At 44.3% G+C, this 21,885-nt stretch carries 23 protein-coding genes; 13 read left to right on the top strand and 10 right to left on the bottom strand.

The window, feature by feature from the left end; genetic code table 11:
- A complete protein-coding gene (locus AC060N_RS11450; RefSeq protein WP_479523919.1) occupies positions 1-279 on the bottom strand; it encodes a LysO family transporter in 279 nt (92 codons plus the stop codon).
- Between the two features lie 438 nt (positions 280-717).
- Between AC060N_RS11450 and AC060N_RS11445 the strand changes: the two genes are divergently transcribed.
- Both AC060N_RS11445 and AC060N_RS11440 read left to right on the top strand, forming a co-directional pair.
- The gene (locus AC060N_RS11445; protein ID WP_479523918.1) at positions 718-1,218 is read left to right on the top strand and encodes a hypothetical protein; all 501 of its coding nucleotides are present in this window, start codon (positions 718-720) and stop codon (positions 1,216-1,218) included.
- A gap of 44 nt (positions 1,219-1,262) precedes the next feature.
- Positions 1,263-3,659 (top strand): alpha-L-rhamnosidase-related protein, encoded by a 2,397-nt coding sequence (locus tag AC060N_RS11440; protein ID WP_479523917.1) that lies wholly within the window; start codon positions 1,263-1,265, stop codon positions 3,657-3,659.
- Between the two features lie 11 nt (positions 3,660-3,670).
- Here AC060N_RS11440 and AC060N_RS11435 read toward each other — a convergent pair whose 3' ends face one another.
- Positions 3,671-4,276 (bottom strand): hypothetical protein, encoded by a 606-nt coding sequence (locus tag AC060N_RS11435; protein WP_479523916.1) that lies wholly within the window; start codon positions 4,274-4,276, stop codon positions 3,671-3,673.
- 169 nt (positions 4,277-4,445) lie between these two features.
- Between AC060N_RS11435 and AC060N_RS11430 the strand changes: the two genes are divergently transcribed.
- On the top strand, positions 4,446-4,934 hold the full coding sequence (locus AC060N_RS11430; protein ID WP_479523915.1) for a hypothetical protein: 489 nt from the start codon (positions 4,446-4,448) through the stop codon (positions 4,932-4,934).
- An 80-nt stretch (positions 4,935-5,014) separates the two neighbouring features.
- On the opposite strand, the gene elbB is transcribed toward AC060N_RS11430, so the two are convergent.
- Positions 5,015-5,677, bottom strand: coding sequence for an isoprenoid biosynthesis glyoxalase ElbB (gene elbB / locus AC060N_RS11425; protein ID WP_479523914.1), 663 nt, complete (start codon positions 5,675-5,677; stop codon positions 5,015-5,017).
- A gap of 289 nt (positions 5,678-5,966) precedes the next feature.
- Between elbB and tpx the strand changes: the two genes are divergently transcribed.
- On the top strand, positions 5,967-6,479 hold the full coding sequence (tpx, locus tag AC060N_RS11420) for a thiol peroxidase (RefSeq protein WP_479523913.1): 513 nt from the start codon (positions 5,967-5,969) through the stop codon (positions 6,477-6,479).
- Positions 6,480-6,557: 78 nt separating this feature from the next.
- Here tpx and AC060N_RS11415 read toward each other — a convergent pair whose 3' ends face one another.
- The 4 genes from AC060N_RS11415 to AC060N_RS11400 form a co-directional block, all read right to left on the bottom strand.
- On the bottom strand, positions 6,558-7,646 hold the full coding sequence (locus tag AC060N_RS11415) for a dipeptide epimerase (protein WP_479523912.1): 1,089 nt from the start codon (positions 7,644-7,646) through the stop codon (positions 6,558-6,560).
- Positions 7,628-8,725, bottom strand: a complete 1,098-nt coding sequence (locus tag AC060N_RS11410) for an aminotransferase class I/II-fold pyridoxal phosphate-dependent enzyme (RefSeq protein ID WP_479523911.1) — start codon at positions 8,723-8,725, stop codon at positions 7,628-7,630. Before AC060N_RS11410 ends, AC060N_RS11415 begins: the two co-directional genes overlap by 19 nt.
- 183 nt (positions 8,726-8,908) lie before the next feature.
- Positions 8,909-9,622 carry a tRNA threonylcarbamoyladenosine dehydratase gene (locus tag AC060N_RS11405; RefSeq protein WP_479523910.1) on the bottom strand — a complete coding sequence of 238 codons (714 nt, stop codon included), beginning with the start codon at positions 9,620-9,622 and terminating at the stop codon, positions 8,909-8,911.
- 12 nt (positions 9,623-9,634) lie between these two features.
- Positions 9,635-10,306, bottom strand: a complete 672-nt coding sequence (locus AC060N_RS11400) for a TatD family hydrolase (RefSeq protein ID WP_479523909.1) — start codon at positions 10,304-10,306, stop codon at positions 9,635-9,637.
- 66 nt (positions 10,307-10,372) lie between these two features.
- Here AC060N_RS11400 and AC060N_RS11395 point away from each other — a divergent pair, with 66 nt between their 5' ends.
- The 3 genes from AC060N_RS11395 (at position 10,373) to AC060N_RS11385 (ending at position 12,457) form a co-directional block, all read left to right on the top strand.
- Positions 10,373-11,035 carry a B3/B4 domain-containing protein gene (locus AC060N_RS11395; RefSeq protein WP_479523908.1) on the top strand — a complete coding sequence of 221 codons (663 nt, stop codon included), beginning with the start codon at positions 10,373-10,375 and terminating at the stop codon, positions 11,033-11,035.
- Positions 11,036-11,102: 67 nt separating this feature from the next.
- A complete protein-coding gene (locus AC060N_RS11390) occupies positions 11,103-11,663 on the top strand; it encodes a 1-acyl-sn-glycerol-3-phosphate acyltransferase (protein WP_479523907.1) in 561 nt (186 codons plus the stop codon).
- Positions 11,664-11,674: 11 nt separating this feature from the next.
- Positions 11,675-12,457: an amidohydrolase gene (locus AC060N_RS11385; RefSeq protein WP_479523906.1), complete on the top strand. Its 783-nt coding sequence runs from the start codon at positions 11,675-11,677 to the stop codon at positions 12,455-12,457.
- A gap of 1 nt (position 12,458) precedes the next feature.
- Here the strand turns inward: AC060N_RS11385 and AC060N_RS11380 are convergent, their stop codons facing one another.
- The gene (locus AC060N_RS11380; protein WP_479523905.1) at positions 12,459-12,884 is read right to left on the bottom strand and encodes a hypothetical protein; all 426 of its coding nucleotides are present in this window, start codon (positions 12,882-12,884) and stop codon (positions 12,459-12,461) included.
- 554 nt (positions 12,885-13,438) lie between these two features.
- On the opposite strand from AC060N_RS11380, the gene AC060N_RS11375 reads away from it, so the two are divergent.
- From AC060N_RS11375 to AC060N_RS11355, 5 genes are all read left to right on the top strand, one after another.
- Positions 13,439-13,822, top strand: coding sequence for a BlaI/MecI/CopY family transcriptional regulator (locus tag AC060N_RS11375; RefSeq protein WP_479523904.1), 384 nt, complete (start codon positions 13,439-13,441; stop codon positions 13,820-13,822).
- 34 nt (positions 13,823-13,856) lie between these two features.
- Positions 13,857-15,368: a TonB family protein gene (locus AC060N_RS11370; protein ID WP_479523903.1), complete on the top strand. Its 1,512-nt coding sequence runs from the start codon at positions 13,857-13,859 to the stop codon at positions 15,366-15,368.
- A gap of 140 nt (positions 15,369-15,508) precedes the next feature.
- Positions 15,509-16,759 (top strand): tetratricopeptide repeat protein, encoded by a 1,251-nt coding sequence (locus tag AC060N_RS11365; protein ID WP_479523902.1) that lies wholly within the window; start codon positions 15,509-15,511, stop codon positions 16,757-16,759.
- Between the two features lie 145 nt (positions 16,760-16,904).
- On the top strand, positions 16,905-17,729 hold the full coding sequence (locus AC060N_RS11360) for a 3-keto-disaccharide hydrolase (RefSeq protein ID WP_479523901.1): 825 nt from the start codon (positions 16,905-16,907) through the stop codon (positions 17,727-17,729).
- Positions 17,730-17,756: 27 nt separating this feature from the next.
- A complete protein-coding gene (locus AC060N_RS11355; RefSeq protein WP_479523900.1) occupies positions 17,757-18,359 on the top strand; it encodes a 3-keto-disaccharide hydrolase in 603 nt (200 codons plus the stop codon).
- Positions 18,360-18,414: 55 nt separating this feature from the next.
- On the opposite strand, the gene AC060N_RS11350 is transcribed toward AC060N_RS11355, so the two are convergent.
- Both AC060N_RS11350 and AC060N_RS11345 read right to left on the bottom strand, forming a co-directional pair.
- Positions 18,415-18,960 carry a VOC family protein gene (locus tag AC060N_RS11350; protein ID WP_479523899.1) on the bottom strand — a complete coding sequence of 182 codons (546 nt, stop codon included), beginning with the start codon at positions 18,958-18,960 and terminating at the stop codon, positions 18,415-18,417.
- 101 nt (positions 18,961-19,061) lie between these two features.
- The gene (locus tag AC060N_RS11345) at positions 19,062-20,261 is read right to left on the bottom strand and encodes a hypothetical protein (RefSeq protein ID WP_479523898.1); all 1,200 of its coding nucleotides are present in this window, start codon (positions 20,259-20,261) and stop codon (positions 19,062-19,064) included.
- 299 nt (positions 20,262-20,560) lie between these two features.
- Between AC060N_RS11345 and AC060N_RS11340 the strand changes: the two genes are divergently transcribed.
- A complete protein-coding gene (locus tag AC060N_RS11340) occupies positions 20,561-21,775 on the top strand; it encodes a cation:proton antiporter (protein ID WP_479523897.1) in 1,215 nt (404 codons plus the stop codon).
- The last annotated feature ends 110 nt before the right edge of the window (positions 21,776-21,885 follow it).

Here is a 21,885-nt window from a genome sequence, read left to right as displayed (position 1 = left end):
CTAGTTGTTATCGAGGTGAAAAAATGCACGGTAAATTATCCATCCTGTGGCGATACTTCCAGCCAATGCACCAACAGTTAGAAGAAGCGCTTGCAGGCCAATGGAATCGAGGCTTTGAATGACTTTTTCATTCGTCCCAACACTGACACCGAGTAAAAACAACAACAGATAGATGGCCCACGATATGAGTCTGTCGTTGACTTTCATTATCGATGGAAATTTCCCCAACCACAGTCCGGCCAAGATACCGGCAACCATTAAGAGTAAAACTGTAATCATTTGCTCTTTTTTCAATTTCGACCGGAAGCAAAGATAATACAATTCAATCCTTCCGGGAAAAAGTGGGATTCCACGAAGGTGTTGGAAATAACGTTGTGGGCTATCGCGAAAATATTTTTGAGTTTTTCACCGAATGGTGAACCTTTTAAAATAGCCTTTGTTATCCTGTTATCCACGATTAATTAAGCGTTGTTGATTTATTTTTTGATGATTGAAAGTACAAGTAGTCATTAAAATGATGTGTACGATCTAACCATGGTATTCCGCCTTCAACCAGAATGGAAACCATGGTTTTTTTATTTGCTTCTGTCATTATTCCCAATTAGTAAAATCCCTTTATTTACGGCCTTTTTCAATCCTTTTTTGTACCTTTTGCCATTGGATTAGTTCTCGGGTAATCTCAAACGATTCGGCTAAAATCTATCAATGATGAAGAGGATGAAATTATTTTTTACGGTGATATTAAGTCTGGCAACCTTGGTTGCTTTTGGACAGGAGAAACGTCCCGGTGTTTTTTATGGTGACGCGCAATATGGTACCAATCACTATATTCTGGATTTGAGTTGGGAGGGATTGCACAGTTTTCCTGTTCAGGCACTTTCACCGAGCATTCGGGTACTGATTCTCGATCACAATAATCTAACGGAAATTCCCAATAACATTACTGCAATGAAGAATCTCCGGACGTTGTCGTTGCGGGATAATGATTTGCGATCGGTGAATAAGGTGCTTGAGTTATGTGAAAACCTCGAAGAACTCTATCTGAATGATAATCCGAACTTGACGGAATTACCCTATACACTTTCCAATTGTAAAAAACTGAAACTAATCGATGTCAGCAATACAGGCATTCATCAACCGCCAGCCTGGCTGAGGGGAATGAAACAGCTTTACTATTTCAAATACACCAAAATAGTGAGTGGGGACAAAAAGAAGTAGCTGTTTGATACCGTAAACTATTAAACACCAAAATATCATAACCTATGAAATGGATTCTGACGTTCCTGATTTGGACCAGTTTATGCACGACTGGATTCAGTCAGGAAGTTGCCCTGAATGAGATTAATCCTTCCTTATTAAATCGGCCATGGAGTGCACGTTGGATAAGTCATCCGACAGCTTCGCCAGTGGAATATGGCGTCTATCACTTCCGGAAGAGTTTCGATTTAGCAGATGTTCCCGGTAGGTTTATTGTAAATATTTCCGGCGATAACCGGTATCGCTTTTTTGTTAATGGAACCCCCGTTTGCGAAGGTCCATCGAGAGGAGACATCGAGCATTGGCGTTTTGAGTCGGTCGATATAGCTCCTTATCTCAGGAAAGGAAAAAATGTTTTGGCTGCCGAAGTCTGGAACTTTGCACTAAAAAGACCGGTAGCGCAGTTTTCGCTGATGACAGGATTCATTCTGCAAGGAAATTCCTCGAAAGAGGAGATGGTGAATACTAATTCGTCGTGGAAAGTGATGCAGGATGAGGCATATAGTCCGGGAGAAGATCCGGGGAGACTGCTCCACGCGTATATTGTCGTTGGTCCGACCGATGTGGTTGACGGTTCCCAATATCCCTGGGGTTGGGAAAAAATCGATTACGACGATTCGGATTGGAAACAGGCCAGCCAAATGAACAATGGTCAACCGAAAGGAATCGGAACGGAAACTTCCTGGACATTGACTCCGCGGGAAATTCCATTCATGGAAAAGAAACAGGAGCGAATGAAATCGGTGAGGAGAAGTGAGGGCATAAGTGTCCCGGATAATTGGCTTCAGGGAAAGGCCCCTTTAACCATTCCGGCTAATCACAAAGTTTCGATTTTGATTGACAACGGTGTTTTGACGACGGCTTATCCTCAGTTGTTTGTAACAAATGGAAAAGGAGCGACTATTAAAGTCAGCTATGCAGAAGCGCTGTTTAATGTAAATGGGCAAAAAGGCAACCGCGATGATATTAAAGGGAAAAAGTTACTTGGCTATACCGATGTTTTTCTTCCCGATGGCGGAACGAATTGCATGTTCCGGCCGTTGTGGTTTCGGACCTACCGTTATATCCGGATGGATATTCAAACAGGTGACGAACCGTTAACCGTCGGCGATTATTACGGAATGTTTACCGCCTACCCGCTGGTCGAAAAAGCAGCATTTGCCTCCAGCGATTCGACATTGAAACAAATCTGGAACGTTGGTTGGCGAACAGCGCGTTTGTGTGCCAACGAAACCTATTTCGACTGTCCGTATTACGAACAATTGCAGTATGTAGGCGACACGAGGATACAAGCTCTGATTTCGTTGTATGTGTCGGGTGATGACCGGCTAATGCGCAAAGCGATTCAACTGTTTAATGATTCCCGCTTTTCAGAAGGCCTGACAAGAAGCCGCTACCCGTCATATTTGCCGCAAGTTATTCCACCGTACTCACTGTTTTGGGTGGATATGGTGAATGATTACCGGATGCTCCGCAACGATCCGGCTTTTGTTCGAAGCAATCTTTGGGGAGTCGAGAATGTGATGCATTGGTTTGAACAACGCATCGATCCGAAAACCGGTTTATTGGGAAAAGTTGAATATTGGAACTTTGTCGACTGGGCCAAAGAATGGGGCTGGAGCAGCGAGTCGCAGATGGGAGGAATGCCGGCCGGTGGTTTTTCTGGCCAAAGTGCCATGTTGACGTTGCAGTTTGCCTACAGCGCACAACACGCCGCCAAAATTTTCAAACAATTCAATGACACTTGCCTTTCTCAGGAGTATCAGAAATTAGCGGATAATCTTGTGAAAGCAGTCCGCAAAAACTGTTGGGACGAATCGCGGGGATATTTTGCAGATACGCCGGAAAAGAAAGAGTTCAGCATGCATACCAACATATTCGCTGTACTGACCGGAGCAATTGAAAAAGGCGATGCGAATGGTTTTGTTCGAAAAATGATGAACAACACTTCGCTGATTCAGCCGACCATGTATTTTCGGTTTTATTTGACGCGGGCGATGAAGAAAGCAGGTTTGGCTGATGAATACCTGAATACGCTTGGTCTTTGGCGCGACATGTTAGCAAAAGGCTTAACCACCTTTGCAGAGAAGCCCGACCCAACGCGCTCCGACTGTCACGCCTGGAGTGCGAGTCCTGATTATGACTTGCTGGCGACGGTCGCTGGTATCGAGCCGGCTTCACCCGGCTTTCAAACAGTGAAAATCGAGCCGGCGTTGGGTCCGTTGCAGTTTATCAAAGGTAAATTCCCTCATCCGGACGGAATGATTGAATTTGATTTGCATCGGACGGGGAAAGACGGAATTACCGGGCAGATTGTTTTGCCGGCGAATCTTACCGGTGTTTTCCGTTGGAACGGAAAAGAAATTCAGTTGCATTCAGGAAGTCAGGAGATTAATCTGTAAGAAATAATAGCTCAGAAAGTATAGTAAACAGCGAGATTCATGGCATCAATTCGGGGATTGTAGCCGGAATATTCGTAGATAATCTCTGCATCGATGCCGAGCCAACGTTGTTTAATCTGAACGACGTCAACGTGTAATCCGCCATTGAAGCCGGGGCGCAATTTGGTCGATTCTTCCAGATAGTCACTGGTTCGTTGCATCAAATCATTTTCGTTAGTCGAATGGAATTTGGAGAAGAGCACTTCGGCCAGAATACCTGTCTGCAAATGCAAACGGGAGAATTTTCCCGGTAGGGGAGTAACAACAAGATTGACCCGTGGCACTACCCGAAGATCTTTACTGTCGAAGGTTGAACGCCAGTATGTCGTCACATTTTTCCAGGCCGAATGTCGGTAAGCAAACCAGATACCGGGTGAAATTCCAATCACCGGACTGATCTCCCGCGTGTAATCAGCCATCAGGTAGGGACCGCGCCGGTCGAAACTCCGCTCGAATAGTGCGCCGGCACCTATCCTGAACTTATTTTTTACCTCAGGAGTTGTTTGAGCACTCAATCTTGCCGAAGACAGGAATAAGACAGTGGTTGTCAGATAAATGGTTAGTTTCGAGCGATTCATAAGTTACGATTAAGCCAATTGATAAAAAAGGCAATCCGGATTTAAAAATAACGAAATCGTTGAAATTACCTGCGAAGCAAACAAAACAAGGCCTAAACCGTTATTAATTGGTAAAGAAAAAGAGCAAGATAGTGTCTTCACAAATCAATTGAAATTAAACTGTAAACACATGAAAAAGTTATTTCTTTTATCTGCATTATTCATTGCAGGACTAACCATGTCGGCTAATGCGCAGGTTGTAAAGGACCATGCAATTGGTTTGCGTTTTGGAGGCGGAAATGGTTTTGGCACTGAAGTGTCCTACCAGCACGGATTATCTGATTTGAATCGACTGGAATTTGATTTGGGGTTGATTTCGCACAGCGACTATACTGCCTGGGGACTCACCGGAATTTACCAGTGGGTATGGCCTTTGGGCGATGGTTTCAACTGGTATGCCGGTCCGGGTGTTAAAGTTGGCTCATGGGATTACAAAAACAGTTATACCGGAAGTGGTAGCAGTGGATTTTATCTGGCTGCAGCCGGAAATGTCGGTATTGAATATGCATGGCCTTTTGGCTTGCAACTTGGATTGGATATGAGACCGGAACTGGGATTGGTAAATCATGGAGATAATTTTGATTTTAATCTGGGACTTGGAGTCCGTTACCAGTTCTGACGTTGTAGAAAATAATAGCATGACAAAAGAGAGATGCCGTTTCAAATTGCATCTCTCTTTTGTCATTTCATCCAATGTTTTCAGGAATTTTCAATCATATAAATCAACTCCTTCACAATATTATCGGTTCCTTCGGCTATTTGCACAATCGTTGCATCGAGCATGTAGCAGGGAGTTGTGACCAGTTTGTACTTTTCGTCGATAATGATTTCCCCGTGGTCGGTGATGTGGTGGGCACCTCCCATTTTACTGATAGCTTCAGCCGTTTCCTGGTCTTCGCCAATCGTGACGTCAACTTCGGGTAGGACACGTGCCATCAAAACCGGCGAGATACAGATTGCTCCGATAGCGAGGCCTTTGTCGACAGAAGCTTTGATGACTTTTTCAACTTCCGGATCCACACTACACTCCGGACCATCGAATGCAAAAGTGCAAAGGTTTTTGGCTACTCCGAATCCTCCGGGAAAAACAATCGCGTCGAAATCGTCGGGCGAGAACTCGGTTAATGGTTTGATGTCGCCCCGGGCAATTCGTGCTGCTTCCACCAAAACATTACGTTTTTCCGGCATTTCCTCACCGGTAAGGTGATTAACAACCTGGGCCTGTTCCTTGTCCGGAGCAAAACATTGATAGGTTCCGCCGGCTTTGGCAATCGAAAGCATCGTTAACGTGGATTCATGGATTTCGGCACCGTCAAAAACACCGGAACCGGCTAGAACTACCGCAAACTTTTTTGTCTTCATTGAATATAGATTCTGGTTTCTCAGTAAAGTTAGTCTATCAGGGCTAAGTATGAAAGGAATAAGGCTGATAAACGGCGATTTCTCGTTTCATCTTTTCTTCTTATTTGTATAATTATGTGGATTTGCGGGTATAAACGAACAAACTTAACCCGGATGCATTTTTCACGTCGAACATTTTGAATTAATTTCGGTTTATCTAGTGGTACTTTGAAGTATCATAAAGAATAATGAATTAAAGAATGTTCCCGGTTTAATCGGGATCGTGTGAAAATCAAAATAATCAATACACATGAAAGAAAACGCTGAAAAAGTTACGTTTGCCGGAAATCCGGTGACACTTGTTGGAGATGAAATAAAAGTTGGACAGAAGGCACCTGAATTTACCGTTATAGGAGCCGATTTGAATCCGGTTAAATTAAGTGATTATGCAGGGAAAGTGGTGGTAATCGCCGTTTATCCTTCCATCGATACCGGTGTTTGTGCTGCACAAAACCGTCGCTTTAATGCCGAAGCAGACAAGTTGGGCGATGCCGTTGTTCTGTCGGTATCCTGCGATTTACCTTTTGCTCAGAAGCGCTTTTGCGGAGCGGAAGGATTGGATAACATCGTAACCCTGTCGGATCACCGCGATACAGACTTTGGTATCAAATACGGATATCTGATTAAAGAGCTACGCCTGTTGGCCCGTGGAACAGTTATCATTGACAAAGACGGAACCGTAAAATACGTGGAATTCGTTTCTGAAATTACGAATGAACCTGATTACGATTCGGCATTGAAAGTGGTAAAAGAGCTGCTTTAATTCTCGAATTGATAAGAGATAAAAGCTGGTTGGGCATGAAGAAAAAACTTCAGCCAACCAGCTTTTTTATACCTGTTGTTACTTCTTTGCTACACCTATTCCTGGTATTTCATATGAGAGAGCATAAACCGGTTCCGAAAATTCCGGGCCACCGATAAATGGATCTTGTTCCGGTTCCAAATGTGGGTCCAGGTCAACAAAGCGGAAGCCGCCCAGTCCGGCAGCCAAATGTACTGCACATCCCAGTCCCAGCCGCGATTCGATCATGCAGCCAATCATCAGTTCCATGTTGGCACTACGGGCAATGGCAGCAATATCCAAAGCTTCGACGATTCCTGATTTCATCAGCTTGATATTGATCAAATCGGCGCAACCAGCCTGAACCACTTTAATAGCATCGGTTGCGGTAAAGACCGATTCGTCTGCAGCAATGGGTACCGATGTGTGGTCTTTGACGAACTTCATTCCACGCAAATCATCCTTCCTCACTGGTTGCTCAAATAGTTCGGGCCGTATATTGTTCTTCTTCAGTTCGCCAAGAAAGTAAACTGCATCGGCGGGAGAATATCCCTGGTTGGCATCCAACATGAGGCGGCAATTCGGCGCGCCGTCTTTTATCGCCAGTAACCGGTCGATATCTTCCACCAGGTTCTTACCAACTTTTGTTTTTAGCGTATTGTATCCTTTGCCGGCGAGTTTGGCAGCATTTTTCCGGGCTGTTTCCGGTGATACGATATCGATGGTATAGTCGGTTTCAATTTTGTTTTCGGCTTTGCCCAGAAAAGTATACAGCGGCGTATTCAGCGATTTAGTAAAAGCATCGATCAAAGCCATTTCGATGGCGCTGCGAGCGGTTACCTGGACATCATACACACTTTTCAGGTGTTTTGATATTTGCCGGAAATCGGCCACATCTTTCCCGATAAGGAAGTTTTGACAACTGTTGAGCGTGGCCAGCGCAGTAGCCTGGTTTTCTCCGTTTACCGGTTCCAATGGAGCCGCTTCTCCATAACCTTCCATGCCGTTTTCGAGGCGCACGATGATGAGCACATTTTCCATTTCGTATTTCACTCCGGTAGCTATTGTAAAAGGTGCATCCAGCGGGATGTTGATGGTTTCGATGAAAACCTCTTTGATCGTCGTGGGTGTCATATTTTTTCTCTCCATTCTTTTAATGTGTGTAAAAGATGATGAATTTGTTCTTCGGTATGCGTGCTTGATACGGTGATTCGCACAATGAACTGGCTTGTTTTTACCGGGTAATCGACTGCCGGCGCAACAATTCCGTTTTCTTCGAGGTATTGAGATAAAGTATTCGCAGTTTGCTTTTCGTTAAAATAAAGAGGAATAATAGGCGTTATTCCTTTCGTTGTCGAAAACGCCAGTTCTTCAATTCCCTTGCGGAGAATTCTGGTGTTTTCCATCAGTCGGGTTCGCAGTTCGGGGCGACTCATGATTAGCTTTACTGAAGATAACCCGGCAGCAACGATTGGCGGAGGCAAGGCGGTGGAAGCGCCGTAGAAAGTTGATTTCTTCCGGATGTTGTCAATGAGGTCTTTGCTACCGGAAATAAAACCGCCATAAGAGCCTATCGCTTTGCTCATGGTTTCACTTTGAAACAGGCCCGGTGCTTGGTCCAGGTGGAAGTGCTCTGGCGTACCCCGGCCATTTTCTCCGAGAACGCCGGTCGCATGAGCATCATCTACAACCATTAGCGCTCCGTACTTTTGCGCCAACAAATAGAGCTGGTCGACTGGAGCGATTTCTCCCGTAAGGGCAAATACACCATCGGTTATGATTAAGGGCTTCTTTTTAGACGAAGATTTCAATAATTTCTCCAGGTGGTTGGGATTGGCATGCTCATAATATTCCATACATGAAACGTCTCGTGGAATACCGTCTGTGATGCTGGAATGAGCCATTGAATCGACGAAGATGGAATCGTAGCGCTCCTTTAGCACATGAAGCAGAATTTTATTTCCCATGTATCCGGAGGCAAACACAACTGCATCTTGCTGAGATTTGAATTCAGCCAGCGTTTTTTCCAGTTCCAGGTGAATATCCGATGTACCAGTCGTTTGCCGGGAAGCAGCGAAGTTTACCCCATATTTTCTGAGAGCATCAATGGCGTCATTTACAAGTGTCGGGTCATTGGCAAGTCCCAGGTAGTTGTTTCCGGCAAAATAAGATAACGTCTTGCCATTTAACTTGATAGTTTGACCAACTCCGCCGTTTAAAATATTCATAAGAAGAATTTTAGAAGTAGTAGGACAAGCAGAAACCCGCTTTGTTTATATTGGTATTAATGTAAGTTATCATACCAATATAATGAAGTCAAATATAGGAAAAAGAAGTCAACATCTTAGTGTAATGAAGGTTTTCTTACTAGGAAGCAGCACTTTTCCTGAGCAGGAATAAAAGAAGTAAAATTACTTTTCCAGCAAGTCGCGGATAACGATCGAGCCGATAAAACAACCAAATGCGGGCGGCATGTAGGAGATCGTCCCAACAGTTGATTTCTTGTTCTGCGATTCCTCGATAATGAGCTTTGTTTTGTCTACGTCCTCGGGCGAAAACACGACTTTAATTCCTTTATTGATGTTTAGTTTTCGCAGCCTTTTGCGAATCATCTTGGCCAAGGCACAGTTATACGATTTTGAGATATCGGCAACCTGAATTTGAGTCGGGTCGAGTTTGCCGCCGGCTCCCATGGAACTCACAACCGGAAGCTTTCGTTCTTTTGCCTGCTGCAACAGGTAAACCTTCGGCGACAAGGTATCGATACAATCAATGACATAATCATACGGATGGGCATCGAGTACCTCTTTCATTCGCTCATCTTTCAGGTACTCGTTGATAATTTCCAGTTCAATCTCCGGATTGATATCCCGGAAACGAGCGCCCATAACTTCGGCTTTGGGCTTTCCTTCGTTGGAGACAAGCGCCGGTAACTGACGGTTCCGGTTGGTCATTTCTACAGAATCTCCGTCTACAATGGTCATTCGGCCCACACCTGCACGACAAATGGTTTCGGCCGCGTAAGCACCAACTCCACCTAATCCAACAACTAATACATGCGCGTTCTGTAACTTTTCAATTCCGGTGCTCCCAACCAGAAGCTCCGTCCGTTTGTACCATTTCATTTCAGGAAAAAATTATGCCCGGACAATCGGTCCGAAGATTTTTTTTAGGTTGCCAAAGATATGCATTTTCAAATCTTCGGGTGGCATATTATTCAGAAGAGCAACTTCGTTGTAAATCTCTCTGATATCGACGTTAGTATCATCGGTTTCAATGAACAGATTCTCTATCGGAATGATTTCAATCGACTCGCGAAGTTTAGCCCGACGGTCGAGTAAGTGAGAGCCGATGGAGAAGATGAAGTTTTTTCGAAGCAATTGCTGGGTTGTTTCCAGATTCCCGGTATAGCCATGCAATATCCACGGAATGGTGGTGTCTTTTTTCAATCGGCTCACATCTTGCCAGCATCTTACACAGTGAATGATTAGGGGTTTTCCTATCTTTTCAGCCGCTTCGATGTGAATTTGGAAAATCTCTTCCTGTATGGCAAGAGAAGTGTGAATGGAGCGGTCGAGGCCGGTTTCACCAATGCCGACAATATATGGATTTCCGATGTTGCGCTCCAGCATTTCGCGCGCTTCGTCCGGCGTAAACAGATGGGCATGCCACGGATGTATGCCGGCTGTTACGGGATAATTCAGCGAAGGATTCTGCTCAAAATCCTGTAAAAACAAGCTTTGCAGCTGAAATAGGTCTTCCTGTTCAACCGCGTCATGTGTATGGATGTCGATATAGGGAACAGGCACAACTATGCTTTTTATCAAATGTAATGATTATTTTCGGATAGAATTAACCAGAAAAGTAGATTAGGGATGACTAAAATTGAAATTTTCGTTGATTTGAAATCGCGTGTACCTGAAATGGTTTTGGGATGTATCGAGTGTGATGTACAAATCGAACCGGCGGGAGAGGAGCTGTTGAACAGGATGAAGGAAACGGAAAACAGGATTAAGGAGAATCTCCCACTGAATAAAATTAGCCAGAAAAGTGCGATTCAGGCATCGCGTAAAGCTTATAAAGCATGCGGAAAAGACCCGGCAAGGTACCGCCTTTCGGCGGAAGCCTTGACACGGCGTGTCGTTCGTGGTTTGGGACTTTATCACATCAATAACATAGTCGATCTGGTTAACCTGATTTCGTTGGAAACCGGGATATCCATCGGGGGTTATGATGTGGAGAAAATTGAAGGCGACGTTCAAATGGGAATTGGAGAAAACAACGAAGCGTATCAGGCAATTGGACGGGGAGAACTGAACATCGAATTCTTACCAGTTTTCCGTGATGAGGAATCGGCGTTTGGAAGTCCGACAAGCGATTCGGAACGAACATCGGTTACCAATGCAACCAAGCGTTTCTTGATGGTAATTATCGGTTTTTCAGGTAAGGAAGAAACTGAAAATGCGGTGGAACTTGCTGTTGAGCTGTTAACCCGTTACGGCAAGGCTGAAAAATTGGAACAATGGATTGTTCAATAAGCGTGTGCAAAGAAGATAAAAGGACTATTTTTGCGTGAAACAACGCAGATATTTTAAGTAAACTATAATGAAGAAATTTACCGGATTTTTACTACGGCTCCTGGGATGGAAAGCGATTGGAGGAGTGGCTCCCGAATCGAAATGTATCATTCTGGGCGCACCGCATACCTCAGCTCTCGATTTTGTCATTTCATGGATTTATTATACCAGCGTAGGCGGGAAAGCTTACGTGATGATTAAAAAGGAGTTTTTCTTTTGGCCATTGGGATACATCGTACGTGCCATGGGCGGTATTCCGGTCGACCGGAAAAAAGGGGCTAACGTTCTGAAGCAGGTTGTGGATGAATTTAAAACACGTGATTACCTTCATCTGGCGATTGCCCCCGAAGGAACCCGAAAGCCTACAGCGCGCTGGAAAGGCGGATTTCATACGATGGCCCGTTTGGCTGGTGTTCCGGTTTATTTGGGCTATTTTGATTGGGGCAAAAAAGAAATAGGCTTCAATGAAAAATTTGAACTATCCGATGACCTGAATGCCGATCTGAAGCGGGTGCGTCAATGGTACAAGGACAAGGGCGTACAGGGAAAACATCCGGAGATGTTTAACACCGGAGACGATTTGGAATAAAAAAGCAGCTTATGAAAAACGGAAACGACCTTCGTATTACACTCATTCAACCCAATCTTTATTGGGAATCTCCACAGAAAAACCGAAACCATTTAGAGGAAATGATCGACTCCATTGAAGGATCGACCGACCTGATTGTCCTTCCGGAGATGTTCACCACAGGTTTTTCGATGAATGCTCTGGCTTTGGCTGAACCGATGAATGGTGAGACCATGCAGTGGATGAAGAAGAAAGCTGCCGAATTGGATGCGGCTGTATGTGGAAGTGTTATTACGGAAGATGCCGGAGGTCGTTACAACCGTTTGCTATTTGTTCAACCCGATGGAAGTTATGCCAGTTATGATAAAAGGCATTTGTTCCTGATTGAGGGTGAAATAGGTGTTTTCGAACCGGGGAAAGAGCGGGTGATAGTCAATTTCAGAGGATGGAGAATCGCCCTTTACATCTGCTATGATGTGCGCTTTCCCGTTTGGTCACGTAACCGGAAAGATACCGATTTAGCTCTTTATGTAGCCAACTGGCCGGCTTCCCGGACGCAGGTGTGGCAAACACTGCTAAAAGCCCGTGCTATCGAGAACCAGGTCTATGTGGCCGGTCTCAACCGGGTTGGCACTGACGGAAATGAAATTGATTACTGCGGCGATTCGTTGTTGGTAAATCCGCGTGGGGAAGTGATGCATCGGCTCGAGAACAGGGAAGAAGTTGTTACAGACACATTATCAATGGAAAGCCTGGAAAACTTCCGGATAAAATTCCCGGTAGGAAATGATGCTGACGATTTTCGGTTGCTTTGATTTAGATGGAGCTCGTTAGCAACAACCGGATAATAACGACCGAAATAAATGCCAGGGCAACAATCATCAATGTTCCCAATTGCTCGATGGTACGACGGTGAAGCATGATTTCGTTGGGAAGTAAAGTTACTTCTTCTCCCGTTAAGGCACTTAACGTAGCCCGGGACAGCTTGTAGAAAAAGAAATTCGGGATAAAATAGACCAAGCCGGGAACCAGCAGGAATATGGCTTTGAATTCCGCTGCATAATGATGCGCAAAGGCCGGAAAATCGGCAGGCAATTGAATAAAGCGACTCGAATAAACGGCCACTGCCATATAAATGCCTGTAAAAGCAAAGCCAATTATTGACAGAAATACGCCCCATTTTGCCGTCGCATGCAAATCGCGCAAAACATAATCCGACTGTTGATAATCCTGAATTTCCATGAGAAATAATTTGGTTTAGAGGAATTAATCTAAACTTACAGAAACGCAGAGTAATAGTCAATATCACCTGCTCAAAAAACGCATGTTATCAACAGCTTGTTAACAAGTTTTTAACGAGATCTCAACGAACGATCGCTGACGAACACTACATGATGATCTTCGCTGAATTTTCGTGCAAATTCCTTCCTTTTGTTTTTCCGAAATCTGCTGAATGATTTGGGGTTGAAGTAGGAGAGTATGCACTTAAAACGATTCGTAGACCAAAATATTTTTGAGATGGCTATTTTCTCTTCACAGTATACTTTTACTCACAAAAACTAATCATTTAGTTGGAAAACTAAAACATTAGTTTTACTATTGTGAATAGATTTCCATGCGCAGGAAACAGGTAATAGCAAAATCGAAAAACTAGATAATATGAAAAAGGAAAAGAGATGGGGCATGCCGCCCTGATTTTTTTATCTCGAATAACTAAAAAAATAGTTTGAAATAAATAACGACTTCGGTACCTTTAGCCGAAGGAATAAATGTTATTGAATAATAGTCAACTTACAATGAAAGAACTGACAAGAGCAGAAGAACAGGTGATGCAACTACTGTGGGATATGGACAAGGCGTTCGTACGCGATATCATCGACGAAATGCCGGAGCCGAAACCAGCCTACAATACCGTTTCCACCATCGTCAGGATACTGGAGAAAAAGGGTTTTGTCGATCACAAGGCATACGGTAAATCGCACCAGTATTTTCCCATCGTCAGTAAAAAGGAGTACACCCGTTCGTTTGGGAAGCGTTTTATGCGGAACTATTTCGATGGTTCATTCAAGGAAATGGTTTCCTTTTTTGCCCGGGAGGACAAACTGGATATTCATGATCTGGATGACTTGCTGGAAGAAGTCCGGCGCGAGATAGATAAAAATGATGAAAAGACATCATGAAGTAATAAATGATTGACAACTGACTTTAACTATTATGAATACGTATATCAACTTCATAACAGAATCGGGAATAAGCCTCGGCTTACTCACTCTGGTCTATTTCTTCTTTCTTCGCAAAGAGACGTTTTTCCGGTTAAACCGTGTGTACCTCATCGTATCAGCTGTTTTTTCCGGTATACTTCCGCTGCTTCACATTCCGGTGTTTCTGAATTCGGCATCGTCCAATCTGGCGCTAATTGCCAGCGGACCTCGGGTTCTCGAAGCGGTAGATGTGTATGGTGGAGCCGGAGCCGATGCATCCGGGATATTTCTTTCATTGCCTCTCATTGGTTTGATATATTTTAGTGGCATTCTCTTTTTCGCGCTGCGTTTTACCTGGAAACTGGGCCAGATGGTCTTGTTGGTTCGCAGTGGTGAAAAACGCAAATACAAGGGCCTGACCATTGTCCGTCTGGGATTTGAAACATCCGCTTTTTCCTTTTTTCGCTGGCTTTTTGTTGGCCGCGATTTCCAATTCGGAACGGAAGAAAGCAATCATATCCTGAAACACGAGATGGTACATATCCGGCAACGGCATTCCGTCGACGTTTTATTACTCGAGCTGGTCGTTCTGGTGCAATGGTTCAACCCATTTATCTGGTATTTGCGCCGAGCTGTTAGGGAAAACCACGAATTTCTGGCCGATGCGCTGGTAGTTAACAAGGGCATATCGCCTGTACGTTACAAAGCCATGCTGATTGAACAGGTGACCGGCATTCAGCTTCAGGTTGCCAACAACTTCAATTATTCCTTACTAAAAAGCAGAATGAAGATGATTTCAAAAATAAAGTCCCCTCGTTGGGCCGGATATAAATACTTGATTGGATTAATGACCATGTTATTGCTGGTAGTGGTTTTTGCTTGCGAAAAAACGTCGGAGCCAGCAACTGATCAGGTTGCTGTTAAATCGGCATCAGTCGATAAGCAACCATTAATTTTAATTGATGAGGTCGTGGCCAGCAAGGCAGTGATGGATACTTTAGATCCGAAATCCATTGCCAAAATTAACGTTTTCAAAGACAAAAAGAGTTTAGAGGGATTCGCCGTGCATTACGGAGAAGATAATGTGAAGAACGGAGTAATGCAGATTTTTACCCAGAAGTTTCTTGATAAACTACAGGAGAATACGGTGGAGAAAAATGCCAGCATGACCGGGCAGAATACAGGTGATAACGCGGAATACGAGGGCTCTCCTGTATTCTTCATCGTAGAGAAAATGCCTGAGTTTCCAGGTGGTGATTTGGCACTTAGAAAATATATTGCGGCAAATATTCATTATCCCAAAGATGCCCAGGAGAATGGAGTTCAAGGCAAGGTTTACGTTAACTTCATCGTTACCAAAACAGGAGCTGTGGGAGGAGCAAAGATCGCTCGTGGCATTTCTCCTTCGCTGGATGCTGAAGCATTGCGGGTTGTAAACAATTTGCCCAAATGGACACCCGGAACGCAAAGAGGAGAACCAGTGAATGTCCAGTTCACTGTGCCAATCAATTTTGTGTTGCAGTGAATAGCCGGACATCCCATACCCGAATTTAGGGTGGTCGTATCGCAATTTCACTTGCGTTGAAAAACAGTTGAATAAAATAGGAGGAGATGCCGCAGCGATATATCAATCAGTGGCATCTCTTTTTTCTTAAATCCCCCGATATGAATGAGAAACTGAAACAAGCAGCTTTGTGTCTTATTTTCCTCCTTGCTTTTTACCTACCGGCTACTGGACAAAATGAGGATCTGGCTTACCTCCTTTATCAGGGAAAAACAGAACAAGTGATTAACCGCTTACAGCCAAAGCTTGAGGCGGGAAAGCTGGCTCCGGAGTCTTTGCTTCTGTTGGCGCAAGCCTACCAGAAAGAAAAGCGATACAGTGACGTTTTAGGCGTTTTGAAGAAGGGGCCGGAAACTGCTCAATCTTTATCGTTGCAGGCCGAGGCCTACAGTATGCTCGGAAATCTTCCGGCAGCAGTAACCGTTTACAAAAAGATTCTCACGACCGATCCTGACAACAGCGAGGTACAGGTGGATTTGGGAAAACTCTACCTGCAACTCGACCGCGATTTGGATGCGTTGTATCTATTCAAAGATTTAGCGACCCGCGATTCAACGAACTTTCTTTTCCGACGGCTGTATGCATTAAGCTGTTACCGGACTGACCGGATTATGGATGCCGTCGACAATTATAAGTGGGTTATTGAGAAAAATCCCGATGACCTGGCTTCCTTGTTGAATTTAGTCAATATTCTGCAACAGCATAAGTTTTATGGGCCTGCCATTGATTACATTGAGAATGCGCTGGAACATTTCCCGGATAATCTTCTTTTGAAGAAGAAAGCAGGAGAGCTGAATTTTTTGGCAAAGAATTACGAAAAAGCAGTGGACTACTACCAGCATGTATTGCCCGCAGATTCTTCCTATATCGTGAAAAAATATTATGGCATTAGCCTGTTTTTCGAGCGCAAAGAAGATCAGTCTTTAGAGCTTCTTCAAAGGTGTTACAAGAAAGTGAAAACTGATGATATGGTAGCCTTTTACATTGGGCTATGTCTGAAACGCAAGGCCGAATACAAGCAGAGTGCCCATTTCCTGGAAACAGCCATCAAACTGGCTACACCGAGCTACCTGTCGGATTTTTATCATCATCTGGCCGATGTGTACGACCGCGACCGGCGTTTTCAGGATGCTATTGATGGTTATAAGAAGGCACTCGAATACGACTCAACGCGCACCCGGGTATTGTTCGACATGGCTACTACTTACGAGGAATTCAATAACAACAAAACCATTGCGTTAGGATATTACCAGGCATACCTCAAACGCATGGGCGACTCCGACAATCCCAATGTCGATTATGCTTTGAAGCGTATCCGGAGAATCAAAGAAGATCTTTTCATGGATCAGTAAGAAAGGGCTTTTGAAAAGTATTTTTCAGCTGATAAAAAATTAGTAGCTTTCGAACAGCTGGCGGGGTGAAGGATTGGACAGACTCTTTCTTTCCCCCCGTTTTAGTACACAGCGAATGCACAAACTAATCAAACCTTTTATTTCTATGAAAAAATCACTTGTTCTGATCGCCTTTGGTATCGGCCTGATCTTCGCCGGATGCCAGTCAACTCAAAAGAAGCAAACAAAGACCGAAAACGTCGAGGTTGAGGAAACTACCTGTGCCGGTCAAGCCGGATGTGCGTCTGATTGCCTTTCGAAACACGAAACCGAAGCCTTGAATACACTAACCGAACAGGAAAAAGCTGATGGTTGGCAATTGCTGTTCGATGGCAAAACGTTAAATGGCTGGAAGGGTTTCAATGGTAACGATATAACCAAAGGTTGGGTGGTTCGTGATGGTAGCCTGATGTCGCTTGGGAAAGGCGGCGATATTGGTGGCGACATCATTACCGATAAACAATTCGAGAATTTTGAACTCAAGCTTGAGTGGCGAATTTCGCACGGAGGCAACAGCGGTATTTTGTACGGTGTGATCGACGATCCGAAGTATGGTGCAGTGTATTACACCGGCCCCGAGTATCAATTGCTCGATGATGTCGGTTTCCCGGAAAAAGTGGAAGAATGGCAGCTGACGGGAGCGAACTACGGAATGTACACGGCCGATAAATCGAAGAAGAAACTGCAGATGGTCGGTTGTCCGGCTTTCAATACAGCCCGTATTATTGTTAACGGTAACCATGTGGAGCAGTGGCTCAATGGAGAGAAGGTGGTCGAGTTCGAGCGTTGGACAGATGATTGGAACAAACGCAAGAACGAAGGAAAATGGAAAGACTTTCCGGATTACGGAATGGCGAAAGTCGGCCATATATCCCTGCAGGATCACGGTAGTTACATCTGGTTCCGGAATATAAAAATCCGCGAACTCTAATCTGCTAACCTGACTAAACTAATTACCATGAAGAAAATAGGAATATTGCTGACAGCAATAGCGCTGTTCAGCGGATTTATGCTGCCCAGCAAAAGCATTTCTCTTTTTAACGGGAAAGACCTGACCGGATGGACGATTTACGGAACCGAAAAATGGTATGTCGATAACGGGGAGCTAGTGTGCGAAAGCGGTCCGGACAAGGAATACGGTTACCTGGCCACCGATAAGTATTACAAAAATTTTGATTTGACGCTTCAGTTTTTGCAGGAGAGCAACGGCAACAGCGGCGTTTTTTTCCGGTCCACCATCGAAGGAACCAAGATAACCGGTTGGCAGTGCGAAGTTGCGCCTCCGGGACACGATACCGGTGGAATATACGAATCCTACGGACGTGGATGGCTGGAGAAAATTCCGGATGACAAGGAAGATATTCTGAAAATGGGAGAGTGGAACACGTTGCGTTTGCGCGTGGTTGGCCCGACAGTAGAAACCTGGCTCAACGGAAAGAAAATGGTAAAACTGACAGATGAAAAAATCGGAAAGGCCAACGGATCCATTGCCTTGCAGATTCACGCCGGTGGCGGAATCAAAGTACGTTGGAAAAATATCGAACTGAAAGAACTACCATAAAGAAAAGGGGCTGTTGAGGCCCCTTTCTTATTTTCCGGTTTCCCGGAAGGAAAACTTATTTCAAATCGCGGGTACTTTCCATCAGGAATTTAACACTGTCCTGGCAGAAGCCGTGTTTTTCCCGTTCGATGAATTCATAAATGATGCCGGTAAAGGGCGTGGGTTTGGTGAACACCTGCGTCAGGCCCTCGCAGCGAATGGGCTCATCGGTCGTAAATTCCATCAGCCCCTTCTCTTTGAACTCTTTCATCTTAGCTTCAACCGATTCCACCTGGTAAGCGATGTGGTGAACGCCGCCAACGCCGCCATTCTTCGAGGCTACCCACTCTTCGACAACCGAATGATTTTGTCCGTCGGAAATGAAAATTTCGGGTGCCATATGATATTCCAATCCATCAGCTCCGGGAATATCCCAGGGGATGCCACTTTTCAATTTTTCGGGTGGCAGCAGCACCAGGCACTTGGCAGTCGAGCCATCGTCAAACTTAATTTCAAAACCGTCCGGTAATTCCGGATCGATGGTGTAACCGAATCCTTCTGTAAAGAATCGTGCTGTCTCAAAGCGGTCGCGAACGCGATAAGCAATGTGATCAATTCTCATGATAATACTCTTTTTGTTTGCAAGGAAGTTACAAAATCTCCAACCCGCATAACAGGGGATTTGTCAGGTATAGTGGATTTTTTTATCCGAAATAAAACCTCTCAAAGAATCCGGTACCCCAGAATAAAAGACAGTTTGCTGTATTTGGTATCCCAGGACATAGAGCTACTTAAAATATCGCGGTTCCCATAATACCGAAATTCAGAACTGAGTCGTTTGTATTGCGCACCTAAGCCTACGGTAAAACTATTTCCCGAAAGGATTTTGTAGAGGCGGTCCTGATTGGTATACGTAATGGTGGAATTGAACGGAATATCGACAACCATGCCTCCCCGGAGGAAAAGAAACGACTTTTTGTTTAGTTGGAAGCTGTATTTTAAACCCATCGGTATTTCCAGCGATTTGTATTCAGCATCTACATCTCTAGGCAGGTAGTAGGTTCTTTCAATTACTTCGTGACCTGAATAATGTTGATAGGTCGGTTCCATGAAAATACTCCACTTATTATGATTAAATGGGAGGAGCATATTCAATTCCAGTCCAATCCGGTAATTGAATTTGCTTCCAAAGTCCACATCAATCAGGTTCGTCTCGCGGCTGTCAATTGACATGGATGCCATTTCGATGCCGGGTGTAACTGTCAGTGAGAAAAGTTTTTCCTTTTTCGATTTGGTATAGTCAGTGTATGGCTTGTTGACACATTCATTGTAGTTTCGAAAATAATCAACCAGGTCTTTCGCGTTATACCGGATGGTTTTGATGATATTGATGGAGGTTGAAGGGCACCTGACATTTTTCCAAAGCTGTGCTGTAAAATCTCTGTTCTTGAAGATTCCCTTGTCGCCTTTGATGTATTCCTTATAGATTAATTGCTCTATGGGGCTGTCTGATGTACTGTAGAAATAACGAATGAGATTGCTGTTCTCATAGTAGAAAAGTGATGCTTTCCCCTTGACCAGGATTTTTAAGAACACGGTATCGGTTTTTAACTCAGGGTCTCGTTTTTGGGATAAAGTCGCAACATCACCGGAGGAGTAATCGATATCGACGACAGCTCTTGTATAGGCTACCTTATTCTCAATTCCAAAAGCTTTGGTATTCTTTAAATCTGCGATTTTTGTTTCGCCACTTTCACCGACTCTAAACTTCACTTCTGTAGGGTTATTCTTCCAATCATTGTCTTTAATATAGCAGTTAATCCTTTGTCCATTGTTATTAATGAGATATCCCTTTTCGAATTTTGTTTGGCTGAAACTGGTTATTGAAATTGTGGTAAGCAAAAGGAAGATGATAGTTTTCATAGGTCGTAGTTTTACAGGGTGTGAGTTAGTTTTTATTGATGAATGAGTTAAAAATTGTCATTCGATGACGCACGGAGCTCGACTGGTTTAATGCGGAAAATACGCAGGTTTCTGTTAGGTCGATAAGTATACTGTCTTAAAGCAAATAATTCGTGATATGCGTAACGGTTAAATTCTGGTTTATTGACTAAAATAAAAATGATTTATGTCAAATTTTAGTCGTTGGTTTTCGTGCGTATAAATTTTCAAATCGGCATAATCATCTTAATTTTGATGGTAGCCGAATGAAATCTGAACCTATGGATACCCTTCTGATTACCGGAATCATTTTATTAAGTGGTTATGTTTTCGGCCAGGTGTTTCACCGCATTGGCCTTCCCCGGGTAACCGGATACATTGTTGCCGGCATTGTGCTGAATCCAAGAATATTTTTCATCGTACCTGATGTTTTCCCGCTGCATGTCCGCCCGATAACCGACCTCTGTCTCGCTTTCATTACGATGGAAGTGGGAACCTCATTGACCATGCCCAAACTGCGGCAATTGGGACGTTCCATTATTGCCATCGCTTTTGCCGAATCGATTATGGCTTTTTTGTTGGTTGGGACGGTGCTGTATCTTTTCCTCTATCTCACCGGTTTCGATATGGGTGCAGCGTATTTATTACCGTTTAGTATGCTGGTTGCTTCACTGGCGGCACCTACCGATCCAACCGCAACGTTGGCTGTAATGCACGAATACAAGGCCCGGGGAAAGGTGACCGATACCATTATGGGCGTTGCGGCGCTGGATGATGCCATTTGTATCATCATCTATTCGGTTGCCATTAATATGACTTCTTCCATGTTGGGAGACACTTCGGCCAATTTGGGAACCGGATTACTGACATCGGTGAAAGAAATTATTTTTAGTGTAGGAGTAGGTGTTGTATTTGGGTGGATCTTCAATTTCCTGGCGTATAGGCTAAAGATTGTCTCCGAAGGGGCCTACATCATTCTCATCATTGGTGGCCTGGCATTTTGTTTTGGAACTGCCCGTACGCTCGAAATCGACGGATTGCTTTCGGCCATGGCACTGGGACTGATGGTTGCCAATTTCAATCCGCACCGGCATATTATTAAGAAAGTAATGCAGCGCTACACCGAGGAGCTTATCTTTCTCTTCTTTTTCACGGTAAGTGGAATGTATCTCGAATTTTCGGTTGTATCCGGCGTTTTGTCACTCATTTTGTTGTTTGTGGTCAGCCGGGGCGTTGGGAAATTTACCGGCGTATACGTGGCATCACGCCTGACGCACCGGTCGGCAAATGTGCGCCGTTTCACCATCGGAGGTCTGATTCCGCAAGGAGGGATTGTGATTGGATTGGCGTTGGCAGTTCACGCTACCCCAGAATTTGAACCTTTTGCGAAAGCTCTGTTGGGGACGATTATGGGCGCAACCATTATCCATGAGATTGTCGGACCGTTGATTTCCCGCTTCTCGTTAAGAAAGGCAGGTGAAACAAGACTTGTCTAATAAGTATAAAGCGTTTTCTGACCGTTTGGTAATCTTTTGTATGTTGCGTAATAAAAAGAGTGGAAAAAGAATATATAATGGGCTGGCAACTTGGTTGGAAGCATTCCGGA

Source organism: Prolixibacter sp. DSM 2831, from assembly GCF_056493735.1.
Note: the sequence above shows the minus strand (reverse complement) of the source record. Positions and strands in the feature narration are given on the sequence as shown.